This is a genomic window from Stenotrophomonas sp. Sm10 (assembly GCF_030985515.1).
GTDB classification, from domain to species: Bacteria; Pseudomonadota; Gammaproteobacteria; order Xanthomonadales; family Xanthomonadaceae; genus Stenotrophomonas; species Stenotrophomonas hibiscicola.
The window spans coordinates 1-26995 of sequence record NZ_JAPTFO010000027.1; the positions used below are offsets into that span (position 1 = coordinate 1).

Genomic DNA, 26995 nt, shown 5'->3' on the forward strand with positions numbered 1-26995 from the left:
TCAGTCTGGTAGAGCGCTACGTTCGGGACGTAGAGGTCGCAGGTTCGAATCCTGTCTCCCCGACCACTTCGGTGGTCGCATTGAAGCCTGGTGATGTCGCCCAGGCTTTTTTGTTCCCTGAAGTGGCACCGCTTTTGCGGTGTGAAGAAAACAGCGTTCACCCCTTGCCGCCATCGGGATGAATCGCTAGAATAGGCGGCTCCCTTCGGGGTGTAGCTCAGTCTGGTAGAGCGCTACGTTCGGGACGTAGAGGTCGCAGGTTCGAATCCTGTCTCCCCGACCACTTCGGTGGTCACCAAGAAGCCTGGAAGACAGCACTGTCCTCCGGGTTTTTTTGTACCAGGCGCCAGGCCTCCCGCATGACGGGACCTTGCCAGGCAGCGCACGTACAATGGCCGCGCTGCCGGCCCGCCAGCAGCCCCTCCCCCACCTGCCGCTTCGGCGTAGACCGATGCCGGCGCTGCATGCCATTGCCCCGGCGTGCGACACCTGCAAGGACCACCGATGAGTTCCTCCACTTCCGATTCGCCGTCGCTGCTGCACGGTCGTGTCCTCGCGTTTGCCGCGATCCTGCTGGCAGCGGTCAACCTGCGCACTGCGGTCACCTCGATCACCCCGCTGCTGGACGTACTCGGCCAGCAGTTCGGCTTCGGCACCACCATGACCGGCGTGCTGGGCATGCTGCCGACCGCCTCGTTCGCGGTGTTCGGCGTGGCCACGCCGACGCTGGCGCGGCGCCTGGGCCTGGAGCGCACCACGCTGTTGGCGATGGTGATGGCGATGGCCGGCCTGCTGCTGCGCTCCAGCGCCGGCAACGTCGGCACGTTGCTGCTCGGTTCGGTGCTGGCACTGGCCGGCATGGGCATCGGCAACGTGGTGGTGCCGCCGCTGGTGAAGCGCTACTTCGCCAACAAGGTCGGCACCATGAGCACGCTCTACATCAGCGTGCTGCAGCTGGGCACCATGCTGCCCGCATTGCTGGCGGTACCGGTGGCCAACGCCGCTGGCTGGCGCGTGTCGCTGGGCATGTGGGCACTGCTGGCACTGGCCGCAGCATTGCCGTGGCTGGTTCTGGCCAGGCGCGCACCGAAGCCGCAGGCAGATGCCATCGACCCGACCGCACAGCCGCATGGGAAAGTCTGGCGCACCTCACTGGGCTGGAGCATGACGCTGATGTTCGGCATGACTTCGCTGATGACCTATTCGATGTTCACCTGGCTGCCACGCATCGTGGTCGAGGCCGGCGGCACACCGGCCTTTGGTGGCGTGATGGTGGCGGTGTTCTCGGCGCTCGGGCTGCTGCCGTCGCTGGTCATTCCATCCATGGCAGTTCGCATGCAGAACCCGTTTCCGCTGGTGCTGATCGGCTTCTTCTCGTTCGTGATCGCCTTCACCGGCCTGCTGCTGGCACCGATGAAGGCCCCCCTGCTGTGGGCGTGCCTGCTCGGCGTCGGTCCATCCACCTTCCCGCTGGCGCTGACCCTGATCAACCTGCGCACGCGCACCCCCACCGGCTCGGCGGCACTGTCCGGCTTCATGCAGGGCGTGGGTTACAGCTTCAGCTGCCTGGGGCCGTTCCTGGTCGGCTGGCTGCATACGGTCAGCAACGGCTGGACGCTCCCGTTCAGCTTCCTGTTCGGCTGCGCCACCCTGATGCTGTGCGCCTCCTGGGTGGCCTGCAAGCCGCGCAAGCTGGAAGACCTCTGGTAAGCCGCGCAGGGCCTCGCAACCGGCCCCACCTACCGCTCGTCAGCCCGTCTGCGCATTTTGACGCCGGGCTGACAATTCCGGGCGGATAGTGCCCACGAATGCCCATCCTTGCCGCGTGCCGGCATCGGGCATGGGGGCGGCAGCGCCGCCCAGGCCACCATTCGGTGTGCGGGGGACTCTCGTTTCAGACAAGACATTGCAGGTCGCTGTCCGGGTTTGTATCCGTCCTTGCTGGACGGGAATGCACGAAGGGAGTGACGCGGGCCACGGCCACGCCAAAAGCTGGCATGTGATGTGCGTCACATTTCTCAGGTTGTCTGGTTCGGAAGCCAAGGGGGTCCCCAATGGTTGTCCACCGCCGGCTGGCGCTCTGCGTCGGCTTTGCCTGTACCGTCCTGGCCTGGGCCAGCAGCGCTGCCCCGCCTGACCGCGAGGCGGCCCTGGCCGAGATCGGCCGTTACCGCGACCAGGCCCGCTGGCTGGATGCCCTCGGCGCGATCGAGCGCGCCAGCCAAGAGCAACCCAACGACGACCTGCTGTTCAAGCTGCGCGTACTGACCTTGGGCGACATCGGCAACGCCTGGCGCGCCTGGGAGCTGTACCAGCAGCGCCCGCAGCTGTTCGACGCTGCACAGAAGCAGCGCATCGAAGGCGACTACCTGGCCAAGCGGGTGGTGTGGAGCCTGGCCTACAGCAGCAGCGAAGACAGCCGCCTGGAAGAAGCCGAATCGACCCTGGCGCGCATGCAGCGCTACCTGGGCAGCGAAGGCACCCCGCCCGCGCAGGCGCCGCTTCGCGTCCGCATGGACCGGCTGATCCTGCTCAACCGGCTGGGCCGCCATGCGCAGGTGCGCGAGGAAGCCCGCGCACTGCAGGCCGAAGGCCATGCCCTGCCCGACTATGTGCTGCCTGCGGTCGGCGATTCGCTGATGGGCACCCTGCATCCGGAAGAAGCCATCCCGGTGCTGCAGGCGGCCGTCGCTGGCGATCCGGCGCGCGACGCCTCGCATTCGGAACTGGCCTACGCCTACCTGGAAAGCGAGCAGCAGGAAAAGGCGATCGACCTGCTGCAGGCATGGCGCGACAAGGAACCAGCGTGGCGCTGGAGCAATGGCAAATCCCCATACGCGAACTGGTCGCGCTACGAAGCTGACCTCAACCTGGCGATGGTACGCGCCTACAGCGGTGACCTGCCCACCGCGCAGCGCGACCTGGAATCAATGGTGGAGATCGCACCGGGCAACGGTGGACTGCAGAGCGCGCTGGGCAGCGTGTACATGATGCGCGGATGGCCACGCATGGCACTGCAGCGCCAGCAGATGGCACATGCGCTGGACCCTCGCGACATCGAGCCGCGGCTGGGCATGGAGGAGGCCTACGTCGCCCTGCAGCGCGATGACCTGGCAAGGCCACTGCACGACGATCTTGTCGCACGCTACCCGACCCAACCCGCCGTCGAACGCATGGACCAGGCCTGGCGGGCGCATCGCGGTTGGCAGCTGAAGGCATGGACCGACACTGGTCGCAGCTCCGGCGGTGGCGGCACCTCGCCGCTGGGCAACAACGACCGTCACTACGGGGTCGAAGTGCAGACACCGGTACTCGACGACCGCTGGCGGTTGTTCGCCTTGGCCGACAGGCGCTCGGTCGACTTCCAGGACCAGCGCATCGACCCGCTGTGGCTGGGCGCGGGCGTACGCTACCGCTTCGGCCAGCTGGATGCGGAAGCGGCGGTACTGCGCGCCAACGACCACATTGGCGATACCGGCCTGCGCATCGGCGTGGGTTGGCAGTTCAACGATTACTGGCATGCCGGGCTGGTGGCCGCACGCAATGACCCGGAAGCCTCGATGCAGGCGCGCGTGGCGGGCATCACCGCTGACAGCGTGAGCGCGCAGGTCGACTACCGGCGCAGCGAGCTGACCCACTGGATATTCGGCGCCAGCCGCTTCCGCTACGACGACGGCAACCACCGCGAGCTGTTCAGCACCAGCATCGAACAGCGCCTGCTGACCCGCCCGCGCTGGTTGATCGACGGCCTGGCCAGTGCCTACACCAGCCGGGGCAGCCGCGACGACGCGCCCTACTTCAACCCGAAGCGCGACCGCATGGTCGAGATCGGGCTGCGCATCGACCAGCAGCTGTGGCGGCACTACGAGCGCCACTTCCGGCACCGCCTGACGGTCTCGCTGGGTGACTACTGGCAGGACGGCTTCGGCAGCGCTCTGGTCCCTTCGGTGTCCTACATGCACGAATGGCAGCTGGGCCAGGGCCGCGTGTTCGAGTACGGCGTGCGCTGGTCGCGGCCGGTCTACGACGGCCACCGCGAGCGTCATATCGGCTTCGAAGCCGCACTGCGCTGGGGAGAGTGACATGGCCCGCATCCTGCGACTGATCGTGCTCCTGCTGCTGGCCGCCACGCCGCCGGCGTTCGCGCAGCAGGCCCTGCATCTCGATGCCACTGACAACGGCCTGCTGATCCTCAGCTACCACGACATCCGCGACCGGGTCGCGGCCAAGGGCGATGCCGATACCTATGCGGTGAGCACGCAGAACTTCGCCGCACACCTGGACTGGCTCGGCGCGCATGGTTATCACCCGGTCTCGCTGTCGCAGGTGATCGACGCCTCCCAGGGACGCGCCACGCTGCCACCGAAACCCGTACTGCTGACCTTCGATGATGGCCTGCGCAGCGTCTACGACAAGGCGTTCCCGCTGCTGCAGGCGTACCGCTACCCGGCGCTGGTGGCAGTGATCACCGATTACGTGGACATGGCACCCGGGCGCACGATCGACTATGGCTACCGGCCGTTCGGCCACGATGACTTCGTTACCTGGGCGCAGCTGAAGCAGATGCACGACAGCGGCCTGATCGAAGTGGCCAGCCATACCGACGACCTGCACCACGGAGTGCTTGCCAATCCGCAGGGCAATTCGACGCCAGCGGTGGTCACCCGCATCTACCGGCCGGCCACGCGCAGCTACGAGAGCGAGGCGCAGTACGAGCAGCGCCTGCGCGCCGATCTCGGCCGCAGCGTGCAGCGCATCCAGCAGCATCTGGGCGTGCGCCCGCGCGCCATTGTCTGGCCGTACGCGGCCTACAACCAGTTGAGCAACGACATCGCCGAACAGCTGGGCATGCCGGTGTCCTTCGATCTGGAAGGCCGCAGCACGCCAGTGGCCAGCGACCTGCATGGGCTGGCGCGCTTCCTGGTCAGCGACAACCCGACCGTGGAGGGCCTCGCCTACGAGCTGCGGCGCGATGTTGCGCTCGACGGCATCCGCGCGTTGCAGGTCGACCTGGATGATGTGTACGACCCGGACCCGGCGCAGCAGGGGCGCAACCTCGATGCGCTGATCGAGCGGGTCAAGCGCATCTCGCCCACCCACGTCTACCTGCAGGCGTTCGCCGATCCGGACGGCAACAACACCGCCGATGCACTGTACTTCCCCAATCGGCACATGCCGATGCGCGCGGACCTGTTCAGCCGGGTCGCCTGGCAGCTGAAGTCGCGCGCGGGGGTGAAGGTTTACGCATGGCTGCCGGTGCTCGGCTTCGAGCTGCCCGACCCCGTGCAGCGCAAGGCACTGGCGATCCACAACGGTGATGCCGACGGCATGTACCGGCTGGACTTCACCAATCCGAAGGCACGCCAGATCATGCTCGACATCTACGAGGATCTGGCCGTCAATTCGTATTTCGAAGGCCTGCTCTTCCATGATGATGGCTACCTGCGCGACACCGAGCTGCCCACCTTGTCGGCCGGTACGGACGGCAGCGCACGCACACAGGCGCTGATCGACTTCACCCTGGCCCTGCGCGACAGTGCGCAGCGTTGGCGGCCGAAGCTGGCCACGGTGCGCAACCTGTACGCGGAGCCGGTGCTGCGTCCGCAGAACGAGGCCTGGTTCGCGCAGCGCCTGGACCTGTTCAACAAGGCCTACGACCAGACCGCACTGATGGCGATGCCGTGGATGGAAGGCAGCAGGCATCCGGAACGCTGGCTCGACCAGCTGCTGGCCGCGGTGCGCGCGCACGATCCCCAGTTGCAGCACACCCTGTTCGAACTGCAGACCGTCGATTGGCGCAGCGGGCAACCGATTCCCGCCGAGCGGCTGCGCGCGCAGATCCGCCAGCTGCAGGCGCAGGGCGTGCACCACTTCGCCTGGTACCCGGATGACTTCATCGCCGGCCAGCCTTCCACCCATGATGCCCGCGCGGCGATGTCCGCCGGCAACTTCCCGTACCCGGAGAAGTGACATGGACATGCATCCGCTGCTGCAGGTCCTGTTCCAGTTCGCCTTCTACTACCCGATGGTGATGGCGTTCTTCTGGATGTCGGGCGGCCTGTATTACTACTTCCGGCGCGAACGCCATTCGCGCCCACGCAACGACCCGCCGCTGATGGTCGATCCACCGTTCGCGAGCCTGTTGATTCCCTGCCACAACGAGTCCGCGAACCTCGACGACACGCTCGGCGCGGCGCTGGCACAGCGCTATCCGGCCGACTACGAGGTGATCGCCATCGACGATGGCAGCAGTGATGACACCGGCGCCCGGCTCGACGTGCTGGCGGCGAAGCATCCGCGGCTGCGCGTGCTGCACCTTGACCGCAACCTCGGCAAGGCCAACGCGCTGCGCATGGGTGCGCTGGCGGCCCGCTCGGAGTACCTGGTGTGCATCGATGGCGACGCGATGCTGGAGGAGCACGCGCTGCACTGGATGATCTGGCACCTGGTGAGCGGCAACCGGGTCGGCGCGGTGACCGGCAATCCGCGCATCCGCAACCGCTCCACCCTGCTCGGACGCCTGCAGGTGGCCGAGTTCTCGTCGATCATCGGCATGATCAAGCGCGCGCAGCGCGTGTACGGGCGCATCTTCACCATCTCCGGCGTGATCGCAGGCTTTCGCCGCACCGCCCTGCACCAGGTCGGCTGGTGGTCGGACGACATGGTGACCGAGGACATCGACATCAGCTGGCGCCTGCAGCGGGCGCATTGGGACATCCGCTACGAACCCAACGCGCTGTGCTTCATCCTGATGCCGGAAACGCTGAAGGGCCTGTGGCGGCAACGGCTGCGCTGGGCGCAGGGTGGCGTGGAAGTGATGCTGCGGCATGCGCGTTCACTGCTGCACTGGAAGGAGCGGCGCATGTGGGGCGTGCTGCTGGAGTACGTGCTGAGCGTTATCTGGGCCTACACCATGTTGATCATCGTGGTGCTGTGGGTGCTGGGCAAGCTCATCGACATGCCGCCGCAGCTGTACATCGCCAGCCTGCTGCCGCAATGGCATGGCGTGATCCTGGCCCTGGTCTGCCTGATGCAGTTCGCCAGCAGCCTGATCATCGACCGTCGTTACGAAACACAGATTGGACGCAACTACTTCTGGGTCATCTGGTACCCGATGGCGTACTGGCTGATCAGTCTTTCCACCACCCTGGTGGCGTTGCCGAAGACCCTGCTGCGCCGTCGCAGCAAGCGCGCCACCTGGACCAGTCCCGATCGGGGGATCCGATGAACGCACAACGCCCGTCCAACCGCTTCGACTCGCGGATGATCCGCAAGCCGCATCGCCAACCCCGCTTCCAGCGCACCGCCTGGGGCTTCGTCACCCTCGCGTTCTGGGGGTTCTACTTCTACCTGTGGGCACCGTTGGTGACCCTGTTCTCGTGGCTGATCGGCGGCCAGCTGGCCTGGCAGCAGCTGTACGAACGGCAAAGCCACTTCGACCCCTATGTGCTGGTGGCACTGCCGCTGATGCTGCTGTGTGCCAGCGTGCTGCTGATCGGCTGGGCCGAGTACAACCGCGCGCGCTTCCGTGGCCGCGAGCGACGCCTGCCGCGACCACTGGCCAGCCTCAATGAAGTCGCGGCCGATCTGGGTGCCAGCACCGGCCTTGCCGAGCGCCTGCTGGGCTGCAAGGCCGCCACGCTGCACATGGACGATCACGCGCGGCCGATCGGCATCCGCCGCGAGGTGGTGTGACACCCCGGTTGTCGCCGCCCCGGGTCGGCGCTTGCTTTGGTAGCTGCCGATCCTGGTCGGCGCTTGGGCTTGGTGGGCGCCGACCTTGGTCGGCACCGGGGGCTACCGCGAAGTGCATCCGCGCATCGCGTGGATCTACTTGCGCGTCTGCCCTTCGCCGCGCACGACAAATCGTTCGACGGTGAGTGCTTCCAGGCCCATTGGGCCGTACGCATGCAGGCGCGTGGTGGAAATGCCGATCTCGCTGCCCAGGCCCAGCTGGCCACCGTCGGAGAAGCGCGACGAGGCATTGACCATCACTACCGCCGAGCGCAGCGCAGTGACGAAGCGCTCGGCATGGCCGGCGTCTTCGGTGGCGATCACTTCGGTATGGTCGGAGGTATAGGCACGGATGTGCGCGATGGCCGCCTCGAGGTCATCAACCACGCGCACGGCCAGCACCAGGTCGAGGAACTCGGCAGCGTAGTCGTCTTCGCTGGCGGCGGTGCTGCCTGGCAGCAGCGGCTGCGCGTTCGTGTCGGCGCGCAGCTCCACGCCACGCTCACCGAGCGCCTGCGCCACGCGCGGCAGGAAGGCTTCGGCCACATCACGATGCACCAGCAGGGTTTCCAGCGAGTTGCAGGCCGACGGACGGCTGCATTTGCCGTCCACCAGAAGGTCGATGGCTTTGCCGAGGTCGGCGCTGGCATCCACGAACAGGTGGCAGACACCCTTGTAGTGCTTGATCACCGGCACCCGCGCATGCTCGGCAACGAAGCGGATCAGGCCTTCGCCGCCGCGCGGAATCGCCAGATCGATCAGTTCATGCAGCTGCAGCAGTTCCAGCATTGCTTCGCGGCGCAGGTCGGTCAGCACGGTCACTGCCGCCGCCGGTACGCCATTGGCCTGCAGGGCGCCGGCCAGCGCCTGGGCGATGGCGGTGTTGGAGTGGATCGCTTCGGAACCACCGCGCAGGATCACACCATTGCCGGCCTTCAGGCACAGCGCGGCCGCTTCGGCGGTCACGTTCGGGCGCGCCTCGTAGATCATCGCGATCACGCCCAGCGGCACGCGCACCTTCTGCACGCGGATGCCGTTTGGACGCACATCGTCGCGGGTGATCTGGCCGACGGGATCGGGCAGCGCGGCGACCTCTCGCACGGCTTCGGCCATCGCGAACAGGCGTGCCGGGTCCAGCGCCAGGCGGTCGAGCATGGCACTGCCAATGCCTTTCTCGCGCGCAGCGGCAAGGTCGCGCGCATTACCGGCCAGGATCAGCCCGGCATTCACTTCCAGTGCCTGGGCCATCGCCAGCAGCAGCGTGCGGCGCGTCGCACTGTCGAGGCCGGCAACGGTCTGGGCCGCGTCACGGCAGGCACGCGCCTGCGCTTCGATTTCGCTCATCGGCGAGTCCTTCAATCCGGTCATGGCAGCACCAGGTCGTCGCGATGGACGACGCTACCGCCGTAGTTGTAGCCCAGCACGGCCTCGATGTCGCGCGAATGGCGGCCGGCGATCCGGCGCACATCATCGGCCGCGTACTGGCTGACTCCGCGCGCCACGCAGACGCGGCCCTGTGGCGCGTTCCAGCACACCTGCACCATGTCGCCACGGCGGAACATGCCCTCCGCGCCGGTGATGCCGCCGGGCAGCAGCGAGGCGCCCTTCTCGCGCATCGCCTGCGCCGCGCCGGCATCGATCACGATAGCACCCTCGACCAGCGGCGCGTGCCGCAGCCAGTGCTTGCGGGCCGCCTCACGGCTGCGCGCGGCGTGGATACGGGTACCGAACAGGCGGTCCTGGGCCAGCGCGCGTACCACGTCACCGCTGCGGCCATTGAACAGATAGGTTTCGATGCCGAGACGCCCCGCCTTCGCTGCCGCTTCCAGCTTGGTCCGCATGCCGCCGGTACCGGCGCGCGAGCCGGCGCCGCCGGCCATCGCCAGCACCTCGTCACTCAGTTCCGGCACGTCGTGCAACGGCCGCGCATCGGCCACGGTGCGCGGGTCGGCGCTGTACAGTCCGTCGATGTCGGTGGCAATGAACAGCGCATCGGCATCAACCAGCGCGGCCACGGTGGCGGCCAGGTTGTCGTTGTCGCCGAGCTTGAGTTCGTCCACCGACACGGTGTCGTTCTCGTTGACCACCGGCAACGCGCCCAGCCGCAGCAGTTCGTTGAGCGTGGCGCGTGCGTTGAGGTAGCGGCGGCGGTTGCGCAGGTCGTCATGGGTCAGCAGCACCTGCGCCACCGGGCGCTCGAAGAAGCGCTGCCAGAGCCCGATCAGCTGGGCCTGGCCAAGCGCGGCCAGCGCCTGCCGTGCCGCCATCGCCGCGCCGGGCTCATCGGCCCGCGGCAGGATCGCCCGCCCCGCCGCAACCGCACCGGACGACACGATCACCACCTCACGTCCGGCCAGTACATTGGCAGAAACGAACTGTGCCAGGCCCAGCGCGTGGCGGGGCGACAGGCCGCCGCCATCGGCGGCGAGCAGGCTGCTGCCCACTTTCAGCACCGCACGCCGCCACGGCGGCAGCGCCTGTTCCGGGAACGGCGAAGCGACGTGGCTAGCATGCAGAGTCATCAGTCAGGGCCTCAGCGGGTGTTCCATTCGTGCACGGTCAGGTCGGAGGCATGCATCGTCACCAGCGGATCGGTGGCGACGATGGCCTGCGCCTGCGCCAGGCTGTCCACGTTGCACAGCACATAGGCGCCACCACTGCCGTCGGCGAAACCACCAGTCAGCTGCAGCTTGCCCTGCGCCTGCAACGCATCGAGGAAATCGCGGTGCGGCTGCACCGCTGCATCGTTGAAGTCCAGCCGGCGCATCGCCATCACCAGGTAGACAGTGCCCGCCATCAGGACAGCGCCTGCCAGCGGGCGCGCAGTTCGTCCAGGCGCAGGTCGGCGGCCGAACCCGGCGACACGCGCGCGGCGAGGCTGCCTTCCGGGGTACGCCCCTGCCCTGCACTGTCGGCACCGGCAGCTGCGGCCTTGTAGGCCTCGCGGAACGGCACGCCAGCCACCGCCGCTTCCACCGCAACGTCGGTGGCATACATGCCCGAATCAATCGCCGCGCGCAGCTTGTCGTCACGCCATTCCAGATTGGCCAGCAGCGCCGGCAGCAGTTCCAGCGCGGCCAGGCCACGGCCGAAGCCGTGGAAGATGGCCCCCTTGGACGACTGCAGGTCGCGATGGTAGCCGGACGGCAGCGACAGCAGCTGCTCGATCTCGGTGCGCGCAGCGGCGACGCTGGCGTGGGTGGCACGCATCAGCTCGATCACATCCGGATTGCGCTTGTTGGGCATGATCGAACTGCCGGTGGTGTACTGCGCCGGCAGCGCGACGAAGCCGAACTCGGCGCTGGTGAACAGTGACAGGTCCCAGGCAATGCGGCGCAGGTCCAGCGTGGCGCCACCGAGCGCTTCCAGTGCAGCCAGCTCGAACTTGCCACGCGACAGCTGCGCATAGATCGGCGAGATCTGCATGCGCGCGAAGCCGAGCGCCGCCGTGGTGTGCTCGCGGTCCAGCGGCAGGTTCACGCCGTAGCCGGCAGCGGTACCCAACGGATTGGCGTCGACCAGCGCATGGGTATCGCGGGCGCGGATGGCGTTGTCGATGAAGGCCTCGGCCCAGCCCGCCCACCACATGCCGGCCGAGGACACTACGGCGCGCTGGATGTGGGTGTAGCCGGGAATCGGCAGGTCCTTCTCGGCCTGTGCGCGGTCCAGCGCAACCTTGGCCGCTTCGGCGCTGAGCTGTGCCACGCGCTGCAGCTTCTCCTTCAGCCAGAGGCGGGTGGCGACCAGGATCTGGTCGTTGCGGCTGCGGCCGGTGTGGATCTTGCGGCCGGCATCGCCGAGGCGTTCGGTCAGGCGCGCTTCGATCGCCGAGTGACCATCCTCGTACTGGGTATCGAGCACGAAGCGGCCTTCGCGGAAGTCCTGCGCCAGGATCTCCAGTTCGCGCAGCAGTTCTGCCAGTTCATCGGCGCTGAGGATGCCGATGTGCTGCAGGCCCTGCGCATGCGCGGCGCTGGCAGCGATGTCATGCAGGAAGAACTCGCGGTCGAGGATCACGTCGTCGCCGGCGAGGAAGGTCTGGATCTGGGCGTCGACGGCGACGCCGGGCTTCTGCCAAAGAAGGTCTGCCATGGGGGCTCCGGAATGCGTGTTCAGTGCGGGATCGACGTCAGTTCGTCGATGCCAAGCGCGAGGTTGAGGTTCTGCATGGCCTGGGTGGCCGCGCCCTTCAGCAGGTTGTCCAGGGTCGCCACCACGACGACCCGCTTGCCGCCCGGCGCGAGCGTGAAGCCACCGACCTGGGCACCGTGTCGGCCGGCGATACGGCTGACCCACGGCGCTTCATCCACCACGTCGATCAGGGGTTCGCCGGCATAGGCCTGCTGGAAGCGCTCGACGATCTGTTCGCGGGTCTGCACGCGGTTCAGCCACAGGTTGGCGGTAAGCGTGATGCCCCGGAAATGCGGCGCGACATGTGGCATGAATTCAACAGCCACACCCAGCTGCACCGACACCTCCCGCTCATGCACGTGGTTGGTCAGCGCGTAGGGCATCAGGTTGTCGGCCAGCAGTTCGACGTTGTTCTTGTCCGACGGCGTGGTACCGGCGCCGGAGTAGCCGGAGACACCGAAGCACTGCGGCGGACCGGCCAGCAGGTCCAGCAGCGGATGCACCGCCAGCTGCATCGCCGTGGCATAGCAGCCCGGGTTGCTGATGTGCTTCTGGCCGTTGTAGCGGCCGCGGGTCAGCTCCGGCAGGCCGTAATACCAGCTGTTGTCGAAGCGGTAGTCGGCCGAGAGGTCGACGATGACGGTGTCCGCCTTCGCCGCCTCCAGCGCGGCCACGAACGGCGCGGCCAAGCCGTTGGGCAGGGCCAGGATCACCGCATCCACGCCCTTGGCCGCCACTGCGTCGGCGTCCAGGTTTTCGTACTGCAGCTCGCCCTGGAATTCCGGGTGGTGGTCGGACAGGCGCTGCCCGGCGCGCTCGCGCGAGGAGACGAAAGCCAGTTCCAGCCGCGGATGGGCGGCCACCAGCTTGATCAGCTCGGCGCCGGTATGGCCGCGGGCACCGACGATGCCCAGGGTAAAGGTCGAATCGTTCATGCGTGACTGTCCAGGCGGTACTGCAGGTGGCGCTTCACGCCCTGCCATTCCGCATCGATGATGGAGAAGATGACGGTATCGCGCGGCGTGCCATCGGCATGCCGCTTGTGGTTGCGCAGCACGCCATCCTGCTTGGCGCCCAAGCGAGCGATGGCGGTGCGCGAGGTGACGTTGAACCAGCTGGTTTCCAGTACCACGCTGATGCAGCCCATGGCCTCGAAGGCGTGCTGCAGCAGCAACAGCTTGGCTTCGGTGTTGGCGCCGGTGCGCTGCACGCGCGGCGTGTACCAGGTGTAGCCGAGGCTGAGCCTGGGCACGCTGGCATCCATGTCGTAGAAGCGCGTGCTGCCGATGATGTCACCCGCCGCATCACGGATCACGAACGGCAGCACCTTGCCTTCGCTCTGCGCCTGCAACGCGGCCCGCACATAGGCCTCGGCCTGTTCCGGCGATGGCACCTGGGTGTACCAGAGCTGGTCCAGGCCGCTGCCTTCAAGCGCATCGCGCAGGCCGGGCACGTGCTCCATCTGCAGCGGCTGCAGGGTTACGTGCTGGCCGCGCAGGGTAGGAACCGTGTTCCAGGCATCGAGGTTGCTCATTGCTCAGCCCTGCAGGCTCGGGGTGCGCTGCGCGCAATGATCGACATAGGTCTTGATCCGGTCGATGCCATCGGCACCGAACCAGAATACCTTCCACTGATCCTGCTTGTAGCAGCCATCGGACTCGGCGTAGTAGAAGTGATTGATCGGGTTGCCATGGCGCGAGCGCCAGAACAGCTGCGGCGTTTCTTCCAGCATCACGTTCCAGACCGCACGGCCGAGGCCTTCGCCCTGTGCGTCGTCGAGCACGGCGAACTTGTCCAGGTACACGCCTTCGGCCTCGTCGGTGAGGATGACCGCGGTGCGGTAGTTCTCGCTGACGTAGGCGCGCAGCAGCCTGGTCTTCTGGAAATAGTCCGGCACCAGGGTGCGGCCGAAGCTGGATTCGATCAGGCCCTTCAGGCGCGGCAGGTCCAGTTCGTCCCAAGCGGTGGCGCGCAGCACTTTTTCGCCCTTGCGCACCAGCGTGCCCGAGCCCTTGTGGGTGAACAGTTCCTTGGCCAGGTCGGCCGGGCGGGTGATCGACACCGACGATTCCAGCGGCAGGCGATCGAGCAGATCCTTGATCTGTTCGATCTTCACCTTCATGCCGCCGTGGATCCACGGCTGCGCGATCAGGTGGTCGTACTCGGTGGACAGGTTGATCGAATCGATCACGTTGCCCGCCTCGTCCAGCAGGCCGCCGGTGCCGGTCAGGAAGATGATCTTGTACGGCTGCAGTTCCTGCACCAGCTCGTTGGCGGCGAAGTCGGCGTTGACGTTGAGGATCTGGCCACCGGCGGTTTCACCCAGGCTGGTGATGACCGGGATCGAGCCCGCACGCAGGCTGGCCTCGATCGGCGCCAGGTTGACCTTCTTCACCTCGCCGACCAGGCCGTAGGTATCCACGTCCAGGTACTCGGCCTCGAACACGCCACCGGTGATGGAGGTGGCGCGCGCGCCGTTCTGCTGCAGCGCCTCGACCAGGCGCAGGTTGGACTGCTGGAAAACCCGGCGCACGATCGCCAGTGCTTCCGGCGAAGTCACGCGCAGGCCGTTCACGGTCTGCTTGTCGATGCCGGCCGCCGACAGCTCGGCATCCAGCTGCGGGCCGGCGCCGTGCAGCACGATCGGGGTCAGCCCGACTTCCTGCAGGAACGACAGCGAAGAGGTCAGCGCGTCGAGATCGTCGCGCAGCACCGCGCCGCCGACCTTGACCACGGCGAAGCGCTTGGCATCCAGCTGCGAAAAGCGCTTGAGGTACTGGCTGATCTCCTTCGCGCTGGCCATGCTGGAAAGCAGGCGCACGATGGTCTGGCGGGTCTGGCGGTGGGGCTGGAGGGCAGGAGACATTTCGGTTTCGTCGGAAAGGGAAGAATCAGGCGCCGGCGGCGATGATGCGGTGCACGGCGTCGGTGTAGCGCTGCAGCTGGTCCAGCGTCACGAACTCATCGGCGGTGTGGGCCTGGGCAATATCGCCCGGGCCAAACACCAGGGTGGTGTAACCGGCGGCGGAGAACAGCGAGGCCTCGGTCCAGAAGTCCACGGCGTTGCCGATCGGCAGCTCAAGCGCGTCGGCCACGTCACGTGCCAGCAGGCGGCGGTTCTCGGCTTCGGCGATGTCGCCGGCCGGCAGGCTGGGGCCACGGAAGGTCTCGGTGAATACCGCCGCTTCCGGCTCGGCGAACCCGGCGAAGGTGGCCAGCAACGCGTCGATGTTCATCGACGGCAGCGGCCGGAAACCGAAGCGCACTTCGGCAGCGGGCGCGATCATGTTGGCCTTGATCCCGCCTTCGACGCGGCCGATGTTGAAGCGCAGGCCCGTCAGCCCACCGAAGCGCGCCGAAGCCAGCGATTCCACATGGTCCAGCGCGCGGTTGCCCCAGCGCATCGCCTGGTGCAGCGCGCTGGCAGCCGCATCCTGCTTGCCCGAGGCGTGCCCTGCACGACCGGCGAACTGCATCAGCACCGAGCTGATGCCGCGATGCGCCAGCACCGCTTCGCTCATGGTCGGCTCGGCCACCAGCACCGCTTCATACGGCAGGCCACGGGCCAGGAACGCGGCGATGCAGCGCGGATCGTTGGCTTCTTCATCGCTGGAGAACAGGAAGGCCGCGTCACCGTCGCTGGCATTGGCTGCGGCCACCAGTGCGGCGGCCGCGCCCTTGATGTCACACACGCCCAGACCGACCACGCGGTCGTCCAGGCGGCGCATCACGTGCGGGTCGGCGCTCCAGTGCGGCGAATCGGGCACGGTATCAAGATGTACGTTGAACAGGTACTTCGGCGTCCCGCGCACGGCGTACAGGCTGACCGCACCGGCGCCGTGGTCGATCACCTCGACGTTGAAGCCGGGCAGGTTCGCGCGCAGGTAATCGAAGATGCCACCGGTGGTGATCGCGCGCGGCGGGTTGCGGGTATCGAAGGACACCAGGACCTGCAGGTGATCGAGCGTCTGTTCAAGCATGAAACAAAGATCCTGTGGAATTCCGCCGGGCATGGCCCGGCGCTACCGTGATGCGTCTGGTGGAGAGCCCCCCTTCTTGTTGAAGGGGGCGCGCCAACGGCGCAGGGTTAAGGTGGAATGCGCGGGAGACGCGCGCGCAATTCAATCGCTCAGCGATTGACTTGCGCGTAAAGCGTCGAGCTCATACCGAACAGCTTGATGAAGCCTTCAGCCTCCTCCACGCCCCAGTCGGCCGACTGCGCGTAGGTGGCACCCTTGGTGTTGAGCAGGTGCGGCGACTTCACGGCCACCGCATCGACGCGGCCACCACGGGTTTCCAGCACCACTTCACCGTTGACCTTGGCCTGCGAGGACTTCAGGAAGGCTTCGATGTCGGTCTTCAGCGGGTCGTGGTAGAAGCCTTCGTACACCAGCTCCACCCACTTGCGTGCCACGTCCGGCTTGAAGCGGTTCTGCTGCTTGGTCAGCACCGCATCTTCCAGCGCGCGGTGTGCGGCCAGCAGCGAGACCAGGCCCGGGGCCTCGAACACGATGCGGCCCTTCAGGCCGATCACGGTGTCGCCGGTGTAGACACCGCGACCCACGCCATACGGGGCGAACAGCTTGTTGAGCTGGGCCAGGATCTGGTCGCCCGGCAGCGCCTTGCCGTTCAGTTCAACCGCTTCGCCTTCAATGAACTTCAGGGTGACGGTCAGCGCTTGTTCCGGCCATTCGCTGCGCGGCGAGCACCAGCCACGCGCACCTTCGCCCGGGGTTTCCCAACGGTCGATCTCGCCACCGGACATGGTCACGCCCAGCAGGTTCTCGTTGATGGTGTAGGCCTGCTGCTTGGCGCGCACGCCGAAGCCGCGCTCTTCCAGGTATTTCTGCTCGTAGGCACGGGTCTGGGTGTGTTCCTTCTGGATCTCGCGGATCGGCGCGATGATCTGGTAGTCACCCAGCGCCTTCACGGCCAGGTCGAAGCGGACCTGGTCATTGCCCATGCCGGTGCAGCCGTGGGCGATGATGTTGGTGCCCAGTTCGGCGGCACGCTTCAGCGCGGCATCCACGATCAGGTAGCGGTCCGACACCAGCAGCGGGTACTGGCCCTGGTAGCCTTCGCCGGCCCACACGAACGGCTTCACGAAGCCTTCCCAGATCGCCGGGCCACCGTTCACAGTGACATGGCTGGTCACGCCCAGCTCGGCGGCACGCTTCTCGATGAAATCGCGCTCTTCATCATCCACGCCGCCGGTGTCGGCGAACACGGTGTGCACGTTGTAGCCACGCTCCTGCAGGTAGGGCACGCAGAAGCTGGTATCCAGGCCGCCGGAAAAGGCGAGAACGACGTCTTTATTGCTCATGGGGAGGGTATGTCCTGGTAGCGCCGGGCCGTGCCCGGCGGAAATGATTGAATCGGAAAAAATCAGCGCCCGGCAACCGCGGTCATGATCGCCTTCTGCACGTGCAGGCGGTTCTCGGCTTCGTTGATGGCGATGCACTGCGGCGAATCCATCACCGCATCGGTGGCCTTCACGTTGCGACGCAGCGGCAGGCAGTGGCTGAACACACCGTTGTTGGTCAGCGCCATCTTGCGTTCGTCGACGATGAAGTGCTTGAACTGGTCGCGGATCGGCTTTTCCGGTTCCCAGTTGCCGAAGAACGGCAGCGCTCCCCAGCTCTTGGCGTAAACCACGTCGGCGCCGGCGTAGGCGCTGTCGAGATCATGGCTGATCTTCAGCGAACCACCGCTCTCGGCCACGTTCTGCTCGGCCCAGCCCATGTAGCGCTCGTCGAGGATGTAGTCGGCGGTCGGGCAAAGCAGTGTCACGTCCATGCCCATGCGGGTGGCGATGGTCAGCGCCGAGTTGGCCACGGCGGTGTTGAGCGGCTTGGGGTGGTAGGTCCAGGTCAGCACGTATTTCTTGCCACGCAGGTCCTGGGTGCCGAAGTGCTCCTGCAGCGCCATGATGTGGGCCAGCTCCTGGCACGGGTGGGTGATGGTCTCCATGTTGATGACCGGCACCGGCGAATACCTGGCGAAGCTGTTGAGGACGATGTCCTGGCGGTCGTACGCCCAGTCCTGGAACTTCGGGAACGCACGCACGGCGATGATGTCGCAGTAACGGCCCAGCACCTTGGCCACTTCCGCGATGTGTTCCTCGGTATCGCCGTCCATCACCGTGCCGAGGTTGAACTCGATCGGCCACGCATCCTTGCCCGGCTGCAGCACCACCGCATGGGCGCCGAGCTGGAACGCGCCCAGTTCGAAGCTGGTGCGGGTGCGCATGGACGGGTTGAAGAACACCAGCGCGATCGACTTGCCCTTGAGCTGGTCGCCGAGCTTGTTGCGCTTGAACAGCGCGGCCTGGGTCAGCAATGCGTCGAGATCGCTGCGGCTCCAGTCCTGGGTGTTCAGGAAGTGCTTGGGGGACATCTTCTTTCCTTGCGTGGCGGCGCCGGGTTCGACGCGGTGGAAGGGAAAACAGGAAGCAAAGGTGAAACGAAAAGGTTGCAGTTGCAGCTTTCAGAACGCGGAAACGAAAAAACCCAGCCGGCGGGCTGGGTTTTTTTTCGGACGAACAGCAAAAAGCTCCGGTTACCCAGCGAGAATGTGGGGTTCCGGTCGACGCGCACGCGAGGTCATGCCCGACGCCTGTCGGGCTGCGCTGCTGTCGTGCTGGAAGTCGGTGAGCTTCATGGCCGAATATCTTTGCATGCGGCCGTGACCGGCGCAAGGGGCCGGGGTCGCAGAATCAGGGATTGCCGGCGGCGCCCTGCTCAGGACCGACCCAGGGGGTGATCGACACCCGGATCTTGAGCCGGTTGCCCGGGTCTTCCGGCAGCCGCGACCGATACTTGGTGCCCTTGTAGACGTAGTCCACGTCGTAGGCGATGGGCCGGCGGAATTCACGCCCCACCGGCACGATGCGGCAGTCACGGGTCAGCATCGGGCCATTGTTGGCAGGCGCCGGGGCCGGCGTTTCGGGGCCGGCCTCTTCGGAGGGCTCCTCGTCGCTGCGCTTGAATATCGAGCGCACCGAGTCCCAGAAACGGCTGATCCGGCCCTTGTCCTCGACCGGCTCCTCGCCGGTCACGTTGACCGGGGCCAGGGTGCGGGTCGACACCGGCTCGCAATGCTCCTCGGTACGGGTCGCGCGCAGGGTCTGGAATACCGGCTCGACGTTCAGTACCTGGGCGTAGTCGAACTTCACGTTCTCCACGATCACCACCCGGTTGCGGGGCTCGGCCTCCTGCGCCAGCACCACGGCGGGCAGCGCCGACAGGCAGGCCAGGGTCAGCAATGCGGTGGATTTCAGTGGCGACGGGAGCAAGGACACGGCGATAGTGTAGGCAGTGGCGAGCGCAAGGGGCTGAACATTACCCGTCCACGCCGCTCCTGCCCACCCCACCCTGGCTCCCTCCGGCGTCCACCGGTGGCAACCAGCGCCCCCAAAGGGAGCGACACGTTCTAAAATCACAGACTTGTCCCCCAGCCACAGCCCCATGACCCTGCGCCTGCACAACAACCTGACTCGCCAGCTCGAACCGTTCACCCCGCTCGACCCGGCCTGTCCGACCCTGTATGTGTGCGGCCCCACGGTCTACAACTACGTGCACATCGGCAACGCCCGTGGCCCGGTGGTGTTCGGGGTGCTGGCCGACCTGCTGCGGCGGCGTTTCGGCGCACTGCGCTACGCCCGCAACATCACCGACGTGGACGACAAGATCAACACCGCCGCGCGCGAGCAGGGGGTGCCGATCAGCACCATCACCGACAGGTTCGCCGCCGCCTACCGTGAAGACATGGCCGCGCTGGGCGTGGTGCCGCCTGACATCGAACCGGAAGTGACCGCGCACATGCCGCAGATCATCACCATGATCGAGCAGTTGATCGCCAGTGGTCATGCCTATGCCGCCGAAGGCCACGTGCTGTTTGCGGTGGCCAGCTTTGAAGGCTACGGCAAGCTCTCGCGCCGTGATCCGGAAGAGATGCTGGCTGGCGCCCGCGTCGATGTCGCCCCCTACAAGCGTGATCCGGGCGATTTCGTGCTGTGGAAGCCATCCAGCGACGACCTGCCCGGCTGGGAATCGCCCTGGGGCCGTGGCCGCCCGGGCTGGCACATCGAATGCTCGGCGATGGCCGCCGCCCACCTGGGCGAGACCATCGACATCCATGCCGGCGGCGTCGACCTGCAGTTCCCGCACCATGAAAACGAGATCGCGCAGAGCGAATGCGCGCATGGCGGCAGGATCTTCGCCCGCTACTGGCTGCACAACGGCATGCTCAACTTCGGCGGCGCCAAGATGAGCAAGTCACTGGGCAACATCGAGCGCGTGCATGACCTGGTTCGCCAGCATCCGCCGGAGGCACTGCGCCTGGCCCTGCTGTCGGCCCACTACCGTCAACCGCTGGACTGGTCCGATGCGCTGATCGAACAGTCGGTGCGTACGCTGGACCGCCTGTACGGCACCCTGCGCGAACTGGCCTCGGTCGAGGCCAGCGCGGTGATTCCGGCCACGGTCGAAGCGACCCTCGACGACGACCTCAACACCCCGCAGGCGCTGGCCGAAGTGGCCCGCATCGCGGCCGAGGCGCGTCGTGCCACGGACCCGGCCGAACAGTCGCGCCTGAAGGCCGAGCTGCTCGGTGCCGGCCTGGCGCTGGGCCTTCTGCAGGCCGATCCGGCGCAGTGGTTTGGTACCGCTGCGGGCGCTGACGGCGACGATGCCCGTATCCAGGGCCTGATCGACGAGCGCGCTGCGGCCAAGAAGGCGCGCGACTTCGCCCGTTCCGATGCCATCCGCGACCAGTTGGCCGCCGAAGGCATCGTGCTGGAAGACACCCCGCAGGGCGTGCGCTGGTCGCGCAAGCGCGGCTGACCTGCTGCCCTGCCCCGTGGCCGGCCCGTCGGCCACGCCCCCACTGTAGAGACTGTTGTGACCGACTCCCCGTTCCCGCTTGAACCCACCGCCGCCGAGGCCCAGACCGCCATCGCCGAGGAATTCGGCTTCTTCGGCGACTGGTCCGAGCGCTACCAGTACCTGATCGACCTCGGCCGCAAGCTGCCGGCCTTCCCGGAAGAATGGAAGACCGAAGAGCATCGCCTGCTCGGCTGCCAGTCGATGGTCTGGATCGTGCCGGAAGGCAATGCGCAGTCGCTGCGCTTCCATGCCATCAGTGATTCGGCCATCGTCTCCGGCCTGATCTTCCTGGCGCTGCGCGTGTACTCCGGGCGCTCGGCGCGGGAGATCCTGGCCACCGAACCGAGCTATATCCAGGACATCGGCCTGGCCCGCCACCTGTCTCCGACCCGCAGCAATGGTGTGGCTGCGATGCTGGCCTTCATCCGCGAGACCGCGCAGACCCAGCTGCAGCGCGATCCGTCGTGAACGAGCCTGCCACAGCCGAGGACACCGCGCTGGGCCTGCTGTCCCGGCCCGGCTTCGCCAAGCTGCTGGCCTACCGCATCTTCGCGATGCTGTCCTACCAGGTGGTGGCAGTCACCGTCGGCTGGCACATCTACGAAGTCACCCGCAATCCGTTCTCGCTGGGCCTGATCGGTCTGGCCGAGGTGCTGCCGTTCTTTTGCGTGGCGCCATTCGCCGGCTACCTGGTCGACCATCTGCCGCGGCGTCGGTTGGGCATGGCGGCCTGTTCCGGGCTGATCGCCACCGCGCTGGTACTGACCAGCGTGGCCAAGGGCTGGCTGCCGTTTGAAGGCGTGTGGCCCATCTATGCAGCCATCGCCCTGACCGGCATGGTCCGCGCCTTCCTGTCACCTATCTACAACGCACTTTTCGCCCGCGTGCTGGCCCGCGATCAGTTCGCGCGCGGCGCAGGCCTCGGCGCGGTGGTGTTCCAGGCCGGCATGGTCGCCGGCCCGGCGCTGGGCGGCGTGCTGGTCGGCTTCGGCGGCAAGGGCCTCTCCTACGCGGTGGCTACGGCCTTTGCGCTGGTGGCGATGGCCTGCCTGGCTACATTGAAGGTGGAAGAACCGGTGCACACCGGTCCCGCCGCGCCGATCTTCAAGAGCATCGCCGAAGGCGCGCGCTTCGTGGTCGGCAACCGGATCATGGTCGGGGCGATGGCGCTGGACATGTTCTCGGTGCTGCTGGGCGGCGTGGTGGCGATGCTGCCGGCCTTCCTGCACGAAATCCTGCACCACGGCCCGGAAGGCCTGGGCATCCTTCGCGCGATGCCGGCGCTCGGTTCGGTGTGCGTGGGCCTGTGGCTGGCCCGCCACCCGCTGCACCGCAATGCCGGCCGCGTGCTGCTGTTCGCGGTGGCCGGTTTCGGCCTGTGCGTGATCGGCTTCGGCCTGTCGCAGCACTTCTGGCTGTCGGCGCTGATCCTGCTGTTCTACGGGGCCTTCGATGGCGTCTCGGTGGTGATCCGATCGACCATCCTGCAGTTGGCCACGCCGGAAGAAATGCGCGGTCGCGTGTCGTCGATCAACGGCATCTTCATCAGTTCGTCCAACGAACTGGGCGCGTTCTATGCCGGCACGATGGCCAAGCTGCTCGGCCTGGTGCCGGCCGTGGTGCTGGGTGGGTTTGCGGTGCTGAGCGTGGCCGGGATCACCGCGTGGAAGAACCCGACATTGCGGAAATTGAATCTTCGCGACCTGCAGTGACGCTGCTAACAGCGGATTCGGCGGCGCCGGGTGTTTGGCTGGGGCCGTTGCTCTGCCTCGATGATTGGGCTTGTCACTTTCTTTTCGCGAAAAGAAAGTAACCAAAGAAACGCTCCGCCATCCGCGAGCCGGCGCTGCGCGCCGGTGCCCTGTGCTCCTCGGTGAATCAGGGGACGGCGCGGAGAGCCAGCCGACTAGCAGTCGGCTCTACAGGATAGAGCGGCCTCTTCGCCCCTGATTCCCCTGCGGTGCTCGGCTCGCTACAAGGCGGACTCAACAGCCGCGAGCGCACGCATGACCGCTCTTGTCGGCCTGAGCCGAGCGTGGGCTCGGCTCTACATCGGCCGCGCACGCAGGAAACCGGCGAGAGCCTGCGGGTGGGTCCGGGCAGGACCGTCCGCGGCATGGATGCCGCGGCCGAGCTTACAGGGATGTACTTGCAGCGTGTCCTGCCCGGACCCACCCGCAGGCTAACTCTGATACGCGGAAGGCGCCGTTCTACCCAGCCAACCACCCCAACAAAAAACCCGGCCGAGGCCGGGTTCTTCGCATGACCACACAACGAGCAGGAATCAGTCGCCCTGCTGCTTCTGCAGGTGCTCCCAACGCTCCTGGGCGTCGATGGTGCGTTCAGCCGTGAGGCGCGCTTCGAGGCGCTCCAGGCCGATTTCTTCACCGGTGTCGACGCAGTAACCGTAGTCGCCCGCTTCCAGGCGCTTCAGGGTGCTGTCGATCTTGCCGATCAGCTTGCGGTAGCGGTCGCGGGTACGCAGTTCCAGCGAGTTCTCGGTCTCGCGGGTCGCACGCTCGGCTTCATCGCCGATGTCACGCACTTCCTCACGAAGATTCTCGATGGTCTGCTTGGACTCTTCCACCAGGTCCGCGCGCCAGTTCTGCAGACGCTGACGGAAGTACTCCTGCTGCAGCGGGCTCATGTATTCCTCTTCCGAGGACGGCTTGTAGCCAGCCGGCAGGATCGGGCGGCCGGTGGCCTCGTCGGTCTTGTACTCGACCACCTTGTACTTGCTGCGCGGGGCCGGTGCAGCCGAGCGGGCGGCGACGGCCACGGCAACCTTGCCGACAGGGCGCGACACGGTCTTCGGGGCGGAATCGGATTTCACGGCGGTTTTGGCAGGCGATTTCGAAACGGGCACGGGATTCTTGGATTGCGGGGCCTTCGAAGCGGCAGGAGCGGCGGCCGGGGCCGGCTTGGAAGCCGGTTGGGCTGCTGCCACTGCCACGGTCTTGGCCGGGACAGGCTTGGCCGGAGCCGGCTTGGCAGCAGGCTTCGGTGCGGACTTCACTACTGGGGCCGGGGCCGGTTTCACGGCCGGCGCGGCAACATTCTTGGCACCCTTCTTTACAGCGGCAGGCGTGGCGACCGGCTTGGCCGCAGCGACCTTCTTTGCTACGGGCTTGGCGACCGGCTTGGCTGCAGCCTTCTTCACTACCGCCTTCGGCGCCGGCTTGGCGGCGGCCTTCTTGGCCACCGGCTTGGCGGCAGCTTTCTTCACCGGCGCAGCCTTGCTGACGGTCTTCTTCACCGGCGCCTTCTTGCTGGCAGCGGCTGGCTTGGCCTTGGCGGGCGCAGCGGCCTTCTTCGCCACCGGCTTGGTTGCCTTGACCGGCGTTTTCTTTGCGGTGGCCTTCCTGGCCGCCGGTTGCGAGGACGCTGCCTTGGTCGCCGGCTTGCTGGCCGGCTTCATGGCAACGGGCTTTGCCGCCAACTTCTTCACAACAGGCTTGGCGGTTTTCTTGGCGGCCGTTGCGGCCTTCTTTGCAGTTTTTTTAGCAGCCACGAAACGCTCTTCCTTGGATTCCCCGGGGCCCGGGAAAGCGGGCCTTTATAGCCTACCCGACCCGCAGCAGCAACCTCGGCACCCTGCCCCATTCAGTCCTGGAGCCAAGGCGCCCAATGGGCAGTCCGACGAACACGGACCGCCTTGCGCGGTACGGAACCTGGCCAGCACCCGACGGTGCTGGTACCGGTCGCAGGCCATCGGCGACATGCGACCAACGGCCCATCCTGCACAAATGCGGCCTTCATGCCAACTGGCATAAGATGACTGGGTGATCTCGCGCCTGCTCATCGCCCTGCTGCGCTTCTACAAGCGCTTCATCAGCCCCTTGCTGGGGCCCCGCTGCCGTTTCGTGCCGAGCTGTTCTGAATACGCGATGGACGCGATCTCGCGGCACGGCCCGCTGCGCGGCAGCTGGCTGGCTGCGCGCAGGCTGGGCCGCTGCCACCCGTTCCATCCCGGCGGCTTCGACCCCGTGCCCGAGTCCCCCAACGCCCCCTCTTGCCGTTGCACAGGAAAACATTGACATGTCCTCCACCCTCATCACCAATGCCCGCATGGTCAACGAAGGCCGCACCTTCGACGGCGACCTGCGCATCGAGAACGGCCGCATCGCGCAGATCGGCAACGGGCTGGCGCCGCGCGACGGCGAGCAGGTGGTGGACGCGGCCGGGCGCTGGCTGCTGCCCGGCATGATCGATGACCAGGTGCACTTCCGCGAACCGGGCCTGACCCACAAGGGCGACATCGCCAGCGAATCGGCGGCCGCCGTGGCCGGTGGCCTGACCAGCTTCATGGACATGCCCAACACCAACCCGCCGACGCTGGATTCAACCATCCTGGAAGCCAAGTACGAGCTCGCGCGCGGCCGCGCCTGGGCCAACTACGGCTTCTACCACGGTGCCAGCAATGACAACCTGGACGCGATCCGTGCCCTGGACCCGAAGAAGGCCCCGGGCGTGAAGGTGTTCATGGGTGCTTCGACCGGCAACATGCTGGTCGACAACCCGGAAACGCTGGATGCGATCTTCCGCGAATGCCCGACCCCGATCATCACGCACTGCGAAGACACGCCGATGATCGATGCCAACCTGAAGGCCTTCCAGGAAAAGTACGGCGACGCGCTGACCCCGGACATGCATCCGGATATCCGTTCGCGCGAGGCCTGCATCAAGTCGACCCGCCTGGCGATGTCGCTGGCGCGCAAGCACGGCACCCGCCTCCATGTGCTGCACATCTCCACCGCCGACGAGCTGGCGCTGTTCGAGAAGGGCCCGCTGATCCGCGCCGATGGCAGCCGCAAGCAGATCACCGCCGAAACCTGCGTGCACTTCCTGCACTTCGCGCGCCCGGACTACGCGACCAAGGGCAACCTGATCAAGTGCAACCCGGCGATCAAGGAAGTGTCCGACCGCGAGGCAATCACCGCTGCACTGGCCGATGACGTGCTGGACGTGCTGGCCACCGACCACGCGCCGCACACCTGGGAGGAGAAGCAGAAGCCCTACGCGCAGGCGCCGTCGGGCCTGCCGCTGGTGCAGTACGCGCTGGTGGCCGCGCTGGAGCGGGTGCACGAAGGCAAGCTGACCCGCGAGCAGGTGGTGCAGAAATTCGCACATGCGCCGGCGCAGCTGTTCGACGTGGAAGAACGCGGCTTCCTGCGCGAAGGCTACTTTGCCGACCTGGTGCTGGTGGAGGACGTGCCGTTCACCGTCAAGCGCGAGGACGTGCTGTCCAAGTGCGGCTGGTCGCCGTTTGAAGGCACCACTTTCCGCTCGCGCATCGCCTCCACCTGGGTCAACGGCCAGCTGGTGTGGGACGGCAGCAAGCTGGTGGGCGAACCGGCCGGCCAGCGCATGACCTACGACCGCTGATGCGTTCGGCACTTCTGTTCGGAGCGCTGCTGCTGGCCGCGCCCCTGTTCACCGCACCGTCGGCGCAGGCACAGGACGGCATCGGCAGCCTGATCGACAGCCGCGTGGTGTTCCCGGCCAGTGCGTCACAGGGCGCGCTGGTGATCGGCAAGGTGCCCGCTGGCAGCCGCGTGCAGTACGCCGGCCGCCAGCTGCGGGTGAGCGGCTATGGCAGCGTCGTGTTCGGTATCGGCCGCGACGAGAAGGGTCCGCTGCACGTGCAGGTGCAACGCCCCGATGGTGGCAGCGAGACCGCAACCATCGCGGTGACGCCGCGCGACTGGCCCACCGAGCGGGTCAACGGGGTGCCACCGAAGACGGTGAATCCGCCGGCGGCGATTGCCGAGCGGATCAAGCGCGAACAGGCGCAGGTAACCGCTGCACGTTCGCGCGACGACGACCGTACCGACTTCACCCAGACCTTCATCTGGCCGGTCCAGGGCCGCATCAGCGGCCGCTTCGGCAATGCGAGGGTGTACAACGGCCAGCCCGGTGCCGGTCATTCCGGCATGGACATCGCGGTGCCGACCGGCACGCCGGTAAAGGCACCGGCCGCCGGCATCGTCACCTTCGCCGGCCCCGACCTGTACCTGACCGGTGGCACGCTGCTGCTCGACCACGGTTTCGGGGTCAGCTCCAACTTCCTGCACCTGTCGCGCATCGACGTAAAAGTCGGCGACCGTGTGGAGCAGGGCCAGGTGATCGCTGCCGTCGGCGCCACCGGCCGTGCCACCGGCCCGCACCTGCACTGGGGCATGAACTGGTTCGAGACCCGTATCGACCCGCTGCTGGTGCTGGAGCGCAAATAACGCCCATCGCCC

General features: G+C 66.8%; 23 protein-coding genes and 1 tRNA gene. 12 read left to right on the plus strand and 12 right to left on the minus strand.

Annotated features, from left to right (window positions below):
• Window positions 1–206 precede the first annotated feature (206 nt).
• The 6 genes from O0J15_RS09695 to pgaD all read left to right on the plus strand — a co-directional run bounded on the left by O0J15_RS09695 (window position 207) and on the right by pgaD (window position 7695).
• Window positions 207–283 (plus strand) — tRNA-Pro (locus O0J15_RS09695).
• Between the two features lie 221 nt (window positions 284–504).
• The gene (locus tag O0J15_RS09700; protein WP_019660489.1) at window positions 505–1710 is read left to right on the plus strand and encodes an MFS transporter; all 1206 of its coding nucleotides are present in this window, start codon (window positions 505–507) and stop codon (window positions 1708–1710) included.
• 344 nt (window positions 1711–2054) lie between these two features.
• Window positions 2055–4082, plus strand: a complete 2028-nt coding sequence (gene pgaA / locus O0J15_RS09705; protein ID WP_308305566.1) for a poly-beta-1,6 N-acetyl-D-glucosamine export porin PgaA — start codon at window positions 2055–2057, stop codon at window positions 4080–4082.
• A gap of 1 nt (window position 4083) precedes the next feature.
• On the plus strand, window positions 4084–5970 hold the full coding sequence (gene pgaB / locus O0J15_RS09710) for a poly-beta-1,6-N-acetyl-D-glucosamine N-deacetylase PgaB (protein WP_308305567.1): 1887 nt from the start codon (window positions 4084–4086) through the stop codon (window positions 5968–5970).
• 1 nt (window position 5971) lies between these two features.
• Window positions 5972–7228, plus strand: a complete 1257-nt coding sequence (gene pgaC / locus O0J15_RS09715; RefSeq protein WP_308305568.1) for a poly-beta-1,6-N-acetyl-D-glucosamine synthase — start codon at window positions 5972–5974, stop codon at window positions 7226–7228.
• Window positions 7225–7695, plus strand: coding sequence for a poly-beta-1,6-N-acetyl-D-glucosamine biosynthesis protein PgaD (gene pgaD, locus O0J15_RS09720; RefSeq protein ID WP_308305569.1), 471 nt, complete (start codon window positions 7225–7227; stop codon window positions 7693–7695). The genes pgaC and pgaD overlap by 4 nt, the downstream gene beginning before the upstream one ends.
• A 135-nt stretch (window positions 7696–7830) precedes the next feature.
• Here pgaD and O0J15_RS09725 read toward each other — a convergent pair whose 3' ends face one another.
• The 11 genes from O0J15_RS09725 to O0J15_RS09775 all read right to left on the minus strand — a co-directional run bounded on the left by O0J15_RS09725 (window position 7831) and on the right by O0J15_RS09775 (window position 19144).
• A complete protein-coding gene (locus tag O0J15_RS09725; RefSeq protein ID WP_227844593.1) occupies window positions 7831–9102 on the minus strand; it encodes a glutamate-5-semialdehyde dehydrogenase in 1272 nt (423 codons plus the stop codon).
• Entirely contained in the window at window positions 9099–10256 is a 1158-nt protein-coding gene (gene proB / locus O0J15_RS09730) for a glutamate 5-kinase (protein WP_019660494.1), read from the minus strand. Before proB ends, O0J15_RS09725 begins: the two co-directional genes overlap by 4 nt.
• A gap of 11 nt (window positions 10257–10267) precedes the next feature.
• Window positions 10268–10531 (minus strand): YciI family protein, encoded by a 264-nt coding sequence (locus O0J15_RS09735; RefSeq protein ID WP_134729911.1) that lies wholly within the window; start codon window positions 10529–10531, stop codon window positions 10268–10270.
• On the minus strand, window positions 10531–11826 hold the full coding sequence (argH, locus tag O0J15_RS09740; RefSeq protein WP_111102830.1) for an argininosuccinate lyase: 1296 nt from the start codon (window positions 11824–11826) through the stop codon (window positions 10531–10533). The genes O0J15_RS09735 and argH overlap by 1 nt, the downstream gene beginning before the upstream one ends.
• Window positions 11827–11846: 20 nt before the next feature.
• Window positions 11847–12800, minus strand: a complete 954-nt coding sequence (gene argC / locus O0J15_RS09745; protein WP_111102828.1) for an N-acetyl-gamma-glutamyl-phosphate reductase — start codon at window positions 12798–12800, stop codon at window positions 11847–11849.
• Window positions 12797–13399: a GNAT family N-acetyltransferase gene (locus O0J15_RS09750; RefSeq protein WP_019660498.1), complete on the minus strand. Its 603-nt coding sequence runs from the start codon at window positions 13397–13399 to the stop codon at window positions 12797–12799. The genes argC and O0J15_RS09750 overlap by 4 nt, the downstream gene beginning before the upstream one ends.
• Before the next feature lie 3 nt (window positions 13400–13402).
• On the minus strand, window positions 13403–14731 hold the full coding sequence (locus O0J15_RS09755) for an acetylglutamate kinase (protein ID WP_021204188.1): 1329 nt from the start codon (window positions 14729–14731) through the stop codon (window positions 13403–13405).
• Between the two features lie 25 nt (window positions 14732–14756).
• Window positions 14757–15845: an acetylornithine deacetylase gene (locus O0J15_RS09760; RefSeq protein WP_111097865.1), complete on the minus strand. Its 1089-nt coding sequence runs from the start codon at window positions 15843–15845 to the stop codon at window positions 14757–14759.
• Window positions 15846–15994: 149 nt separating this feature from the next.
• On the minus strand, window positions 15995–17188 hold the full coding sequence (locus O0J15_RS09765) for an argininosuccinate synthase (protein WP_021204186.1): 1194 nt from the start codon (window positions 17186–17188) through the stop codon (window positions 15995–15997).
• A 62-nt stretch (window positions 17189–17250) separates the two neighbouring features.
• Complete coding sequence (locus O0J15_RS09770) at window positions 17251–18261, minus strand: N-acetylornithine carbamoyltransferase (protein WP_308305570.1); 1011 nt, start codon at window positions 18259–18261, stop codon at window positions 17251–17253.
• 319 nt (window positions 18262–18580) lie between these two features.
• Window positions 18581–19144: a hypothetical protein gene (locus tag O0J15_RS09775; RefSeq protein ID WP_026347073.1), complete on the minus strand. Its 564-nt coding sequence runs from the start codon at window positions 19142–19144 to the stop codon at window positions 18581–18583.
• Window positions 19145–19331: 187 nt separating this feature from the next.
• Between O0J15_RS09775 and cysS the strand changes: the two genes are divergently transcribed.
• Genes cysS through O0J15_RS09790 form a run of 3 tightly spaced genes read left to right on the plus strand, consistent with a single transcriptional unit; the run spans window position 19332 to window position 22462 of the window.
• Window positions 19332–20708: a cysteine--tRNA ligase gene (gene cysS, locus O0J15_RS09780; RefSeq protein ID WP_058979683.1), complete on the plus strand. Its 1377-nt coding sequence runs from the start codon at window positions 19332–19334 to the stop codon at window positions 20706–20708.
• A gap of 57 nt (window positions 20709–20765) precedes the next feature.
• On the plus strand, window positions 20766–21218 hold the full coding sequence (locus O0J15_RS09785; RefSeq protein ID WP_019660505.1) for a SufE family protein: 453 nt from the start codon (window positions 20766–20768) through the stop codon (window positions 21216–21218).
• Entirely contained in the window at window positions 21215–22462 is a 1248-nt protein-coding gene (locus O0J15_RS09790) for an MFS transporter (protein ID WP_134729907.1), read from the plus strand. Before O0J15_RS09785 ends, O0J15_RS09790 begins: the two co-directional genes overlap by 4 nt.
• A gap of 572 nt (window positions 22463–23034) precedes the next feature.
• Here O0J15_RS09790 and dksA read toward each other — a convergent pair.
• Complete coding sequence (gene dksA, locus O0J15_RS09795; RefSeq protein ID WP_308305571.1) at window positions 23035–24261, minus strand: RNA polymerase-binding protein DksA; 1227 nt, start codon at window positions 24259–24261, stop codon at window positions 23035–23037.
• A 271-nt stretch (window positions 24262–24532) separates the two neighbouring features.
• Here dksA and yidD point away from each other — a divergent pair, with 271 nt between their 5' ends.
• Genes yidD through O0J15_RS09810 form a run of 3 tightly spaced genes read left to right on the plus strand, consistent with a single transcriptional unit; the run spans window position 24533 to window position 26983 of the window.
• The gene (yidD, locus tag O0J15_RS09800; protein WP_014037867.1) at window positions 24533–24787 is read left to right on the plus strand and encodes a membrane protein insertion efficiency factor YidD; all 255 of its coding nucleotides are present in this window, start codon (window positions 24533–24535) and stop codon (window positions 24785–24787) included.
• A 1-nt stretch (window position 24788) separates the two neighbouring features.
• Window positions 24789–26135 (plus strand): dihydroorotase, encoded by a 1347-nt coding sequence (locus O0J15_RS09805; protein ID WP_019660508.1) that lies wholly within the window; start codon window positions 24789–24791, stop codon window positions 26133–26135.
• Window positions 26135–26983 (plus strand): M23 family metallopeptidase, encoded by an 849-nt coding sequence (locus O0J15_RS09810; RefSeq protein ID WP_164144710.1) that lies wholly within the window; start codon window positions 26135–26137, stop codon window positions 26981–26983. The genes O0J15_RS09805 and O0J15_RS09810 overlap by 1 nt, the downstream gene beginning before the upstream one ends.
• Window positions 26984–26995 lie beyond the last annotated feature (12 nt).

Bases quoted from the DNA above. Each gene is read 5' to 3' on its own strand.
- O0J15_RS09700 (WP_019660489.1), top strand. From the start codon at position 505: ATGAGTTCCTCCACTTCCGATTCGCCGTCGCTGCTGCACGGTCGTGTC.
- pgaA (WP_308305566.1), top strand. From the start codon at position 2,055: ATGGTTGTCCACCGCCGGCTGGCGCTCTGCGTCGGCTTTGCCTGTACC.
- pgaB (WP_308305567.1), top strand. From the start codon at position 4,084: ATGGCCCGCATCCTGCGACTGATCGTGCTCCTGCTGCTGGCCGCCACG.
- pgaC (WP_308305568.1), top strand. From the start codon at position 5,972: ATGGACATGCATCCGCTGCTGCAGGTCCTGTTCCAGTTCGCCTTCTAC.
- pgaD (WP_308305569.1), top strand. From the start codon at position 7,225: ATGAACGCACAACGCCCGTCCAACCGCTTCGACTCGCGGATGATCCGC.
- O0J15_RS09725 (WP_227844593.1), bottom strand. From the start codon at position 9,102: ATGACCGGATTGAAGGACTCGCCGATGAGCGAAATCGAAGCGCAGGCG.
- proB (WP_019660494.1), bottom strand. From the start codon at position 10,256: ATGACTCTGCATGCTAGCCACGTCGCTTCGCCGTTCCCGGAACAGGCG.
- O0J15_RS09735 (WP_134729911.1), bottom strand. From the start codon at position 10,531: ATGGCGGGCACTGTCTACCTGGTGATGGCGATGCGCCGGCTGGACTTC.
- argH (WP_111102830.1), bottom strand. From the start codon at position 11,826: ATGGCAGACCTTCTTTGGCAGAAGCCCGGCGTCGCCGTCGACGCCCAG.
- argC (WP_111102828.1), bottom strand. From the start codon at position 12,800: ATGAACGATTCGACCTTTACCCTGGGCATCGTCGGTGCCCGCGGCCAT.
- O0J15_RS09750 (WP_019660498.1), bottom strand. From the start codon at position 13,399: ATGAGCAACCTCGATGCCTGGAACACGGTTCCTACCCTGCGCGGCCAG.
- O0J15_RS09755 (WP_021204188.1), bottom strand. From the start codon at position 14,731: ATGTCTCCTGCCCTCCAGCCCCACCGCCAGACCCGCCAGACCATCGTG.
- O0J15_RS09760 (WP_111097865.1), bottom strand. From the start codon at position 15,845: ATGCTTGAACAGACGCTCGATCACCTGCAGGTCCTGGTGTCCTTCGAT.
- O0J15_RS09765 (WP_021204186.1), bottom strand. From the start codon at position 17,188: ATGAGCAATAAAGACGTCGTTCTCGCCTTTTCCGGCGGCCTGGATACC.
- O0J15_RS09770 (WP_308305570.1), bottom strand. From the start codon at position 18,261: ATGTCCCCCAAGCACTTCCTGAACACCCAGGACTGGAGCCGCAGCGAT.
- cysS (WP_058979683.1), top strand. From the start codon at position 19,332: ATGACCCTGCGCCTGCACAACAACCTGACTCGCCAGCTCGAACCGTTC.
- O0J15_RS09805 (WP_019660508.1), top strand. From the start codon at position 24,789: ATGTCCTCCACCCTCATCACCAATGCCCGCATGGTCAACGAAGGCCGC.
- O0J15_RS09810 (WP_164144710.1), top strand. From the start codon at position 26,135: ATGCGTTCGGCACTTCTGTTCGGAGCGCTGCTGCTGGCCGCGCCCCTG.